Source organism: Candidatus Palauibacter soopunensis, from assembly GCF_947581735.1.
Lineage (GTDB): Bacteria > Gemmatimonadota > Gemmatimonadetes > Palauibacterales > Palauibacteraceae > Palauibacter > Palauibacter soopunensis.
This window is the reverse complement of record NZ_CANPVT010000044.1, coordinates 1-3,855: the sequence shown is the minus strand read 5'-3', so window position 1 is coordinate 3,855 and position 3,855 is coordinate 1. Positions and strand designations below refer to the sequence as shown.

Annotated in this window: 3 protein-coding genes; all 3 read left to right on the top strand. The window is 72.1% G+C overall.

Translation table 11 applies throughout. The features are described from left to right. On the top strand, positions 1–1,823 hold a 1,823-nt coding region (locus RN901_RS11730), incomplete at its 5' end, for a DUF87 domain-containing protein (protein WP_310758471.1). A 5-nt stretch (positions 1,824–1,828) separates the two neighbouring features. Beyond that, positions 1,829–2,671 (top strand): TrbG/VirB9 family P-type conjugative transfer protein, encoded by an 843-nt coding sequence (locus RN901_RS11725; RefSeq protein ID WP_310758470.1) that lies wholly within the window; start codon positions 1,829–1,831, stop codon positions 2,669–2,671. Next, the coding region (locus RN901_RS11720) for a TrbI/VirB10 family protein (protein WP_310758469.1) at positions 2,668–3,855 on the top strand (1,188 nt) is incomplete at its 3' end. The genes RN901_RS11725 and RN901_RS11720, both read left to right, overlap by 4 nt.

The window sequence follows — 3,855 nt, the reverse complement described above, 5'->3', positions numbered from 1 at the left end:
CCGGCACGTTCTGGGACGGCGCGACGGGCAGCGGCATGAACTGGCGGCTCGCGCTATCGGAGCTTGAGGCGGAGCGGTCGCACCTGAGGCTCGACGGCGAACCGGTGATCCTCTACTCGCTCCTGTCGCCGCCCGGCCGGGCGCACGCGAACCTCCTTCGCGACCTGTACTGCCTGGATGCGGTGACGACCGTCTCGCTCGAATGGCGGCCTTGGACGGTGGAAGCGGCGCGGCGCCGGATCCGAAGCGCGCAGCGCCATTACTTCTCGCGGCGCTACTCGATGATGGCGCACGCGCAGGACGCGCAGGGCACGGCGGCGGCGATGGTCGATTCCGCGGCGGCGGCCGAGTCGGACCGGCTGGGAGCGGCGCTGGTCGAACTCGAAGCCGACGCCGTGGCCTACGGCGAGGCGTCGCTGACCGTGGCGCTGCACGGCGAACTCGAAGGGATCGAACGGCTGGACGGCGACGTGCGCCGCCTTTTCGCCGCGCACGACGCCAAGGTAGTCCGGGAGGGGTACGGGCAGCTTCCCGTCTGGTTCGCCCGGGTTCCGGCGCAGCCGCGCAAGCGGCAGATCCGCAAAGTGTTCGCCTCGGCCGGTCTGGCCGCCTGCCTCGCACCCGTGTTCGGGCCGCCGAGGGGGAACCGGAGGAGCCGGCATCTCGACCGGGAGCCGCTGGCGGTGTTCGAGACGCCGTGGCGCACGGCGTACCGCTACGATCTGTTTGCGGGCGACGTGGGCCACACGCTGATCCTGGGGGCGACGGGCTCGGGCAAGAGCTTTACGCTCAACTTCCTGCTCGTCGAGGCGCTCAAGTACGATCCGCGCATCCTGATCCTGGACCTCGGCGGCTCCTACCGCTGGCTGACCCGGTTCCTCGGGGGCCGGTACCTGGAGCTCGCGCCGGGCGAGGCGGAGCCCACGCTCCGGCTTACACCCTTCGCGCTGCCCGCGACGACGCGGACGTTCCAGTTCCTGACCGGCTGGGTGCTCCGGCTCCTCAAGCTGGGCGGCTTCGAGGCGAGCGGCGCAGACACGAGCGAGATCCGCGCGCGGATCGAGGATCTGTACGCGCTCGGGACGGAGCGCCGGACGCTGAGCGTGTTGACCGGTTCGCTCCCCTCCGCGATGTGGCCTGCGCTGAGCCGCTGGACGGAAGGCGGCGCGTGGGGCGCGTTCTTCGACAACGCCCCGGCGGGCGCGACGGACATCGAGTTCCGGGACTGGCAGGTGATCGACCTGGCGGGGGCGGCCGAGCACGCGGACCTGTGCGAGGCGGCGCTCGCCTACCTGCTGGAGCGCATGCGCCTGGAGATCGAGGACCCGGCCGAGACGGCGCGGCTCAAGCTGATGGTCGTGGACGAGGCGTGGCGGTACATGCAGGACCCCGCCGTGCTGAACTACCTGGCCGAGGCGGCCAAGACGTGGCGGAAGAAGAACGCCGCGCTCGTGCTCGCGACGCAGTCCGCCGTGGACGTGACGGGGACGCCGGGCGCTTCGGCGCTCCTCGAATCGATCCCCACCAAGCTGTTCCTCGCCAACGCCGAACTGCCCGACGAGGCCGGGGCGCTGTTCCGGCTGAACGAGTCGGAGGTCGCCCGGATCCGGGCGCTGACGCCCAAGCGCGAACTGTATCTCCGCCGCCCGGACGAGGCGGCGGTGCTCCGCCTCGAAGTCGATCCGGAGAGCTACTGGCTCTACACCTCCTCGCCGCTCGACGCCGAGAAGCGCGCCGAGGCCGTGGCGAGGCACGGCCTGGTCCGGGCGCTCGAAGCGCTCGCGGGCCGAACCCACTCCATCCCACCAACCGAGAGGCCGTGAACACCATGAAAGCAACCCCCACATCGGCCATCCTGCTCGGGGTCGTCGTCGTCCTGCTGACCCTGCTTCTTACGGCCGTCCCGTGCGATGCCGCCGGACAACAGCCCAGCGGGGACTCCGCCCTGCTCCGGGTGTCGGCGCCCGGGGAGGGTGACGCCCCGATCCCCCGGCTCCGCACGCGCGTGCGCCACACGACCGTGATCGTGCTGCCGAGCGGCGAGAGAATCCTCGACTTCGTCGCGGGCGACTCCGAGTACTGGCACCTGACCGGCGCTGCGAACGTGGCGTACCTGAAGCCGCTGGCCGAGGGCGCGGCGAGCAACATCGCGCTCGTCTGCGAGTCCGGGCGCATCTACTCGTTCCTCGTCTCCGAGAGCGGCGAAGAGCCGCCGCACCTCGTGGTCCGCGTCGAAGACGGCGCGGACGCGGCGGGCATGTCCGGCGCACCGGCGTTCGTCGCCCGGAGCGAGGTCGCAGCCTACCGCGAGATGGCCGCCGAGGCCGCCGAGGCGGCGCTCAGGGCGCGCGAGGCCGCGGCCGCCGAGATCGAGGCGTTCCGCGCGTCCTATCCCGAGCAGCTGGCGTTCGAGTACCGGCTGGACTCAGGCGCCGCGAAGCGTCCGTTCCTCGTCGAGGCCATGTGGCACGACGGGACCTTCACCTACATCCGCTCAGGCGCCCAGGAGGCGCCCGCGCTCTACGAACTCCGCGACGGCGAACCGGCGCTGGTCGCGTTCGATCTCACGGGGGACGGCCTCTACGTCGCCCGCCATGTGCTGGGCGACGGCTGGCTCCAGATCGGCGACGAGCGGGCTGGCTGGCGGTTTGAGCCGGGGGATGCGCGATGAGCCGCTGGAAGAAGTGGATGAAGGAGCCGAAGGGCGCGCTCCCGGGCGGCATCGTCACGAAGGCCGGGATCGGGCTGATCGCCGTGCTCGTGGCCGGCATGCTGTTCTCGTCGTCGCTCACGGGTCCCGGAGACGATCCCACGGCTCCCGCCGCGCGCGAACCGCAGCCCGTGGACGACCGCACGGGCCGGGCGTTCGACAGCCGCATGCGCGCGGACACCGAGCGCCACCAGCAGCAGGCGGACGCGGACCAGGACCGCGGTGGCGGGGAGCGGCGCCACGCCGAGAGCGAGACGGCCGGAGCCGGTGGAGAAGGAGGAGCCCGCAGCAGCGGGCGCGAACGAGGTGGTGGCGGAGCCGAGGCGGCGGGGATGACTCAGGCCGAGCATGAGCTTCGCGAGGCGCTCCGGCTGGAGGAGATCGAACGCGGGGCGCGCTCGCTCCGCTCGCTTCCCCTCACGCGTACCTACCGGGATCCGAATGAGGCGCGAGCCGGATCCGGTCAGCCGGCCGATCACGAGCCGGCCGAGGACGCGCTCGACGCAATGCTCGCGTCCTTCGGGCACTCCCTCGCCGCCCTGGAGGCTGAACTCGAAACGGGGCTGGCGGGCGGAGGCACCTCATCCGGCCCGGAGTCCACCCGCGCGCTCGGAACAAGCGAGCCGAGCTTCAACGTCCAGTCGGATGACCCGCCCGGCTGGGAGCGCGTCCACGAGGGCACGTTCCTCGAGGCGGTGCTGGTCAACCAGTTGTCGGGCGAGTTCCCCGGCCCGGTGCTCGCCATGGTGTCGGTGCCGCTGTATTCGGCCGACCGCCAGCGGGTCCTCGTTCCCCGCGGCTCGCGCGTCGTCGGCACGGCCCGGGCCGTCCAGGACCGGAACCAGACCCGCCTCGCCGTCTCGTTCCACCGGCTGGTGCTGCCCGACGGGAGCTGGGTGGACCTTGAGTTCACCGGCCTGAACCAGGCGGGCGAGAGCGCGCTCCGCGACCGGGTGAACCGGCACTACCTCTCAACGTTCGCCGCTGCCGGAGCGGTCGGCGCGCTGAGCGGACTCACGCTCGCCGGAGCCTCGCCCTACGGACTCCGCGCGGGCGTCGGCCAGGGGCTCGGAGGCAGCGCCACCTCGACGCTGGACCGGTACCTGAACCGGATGCCGGAGATCACGATCCGCGCGGGCCACCGG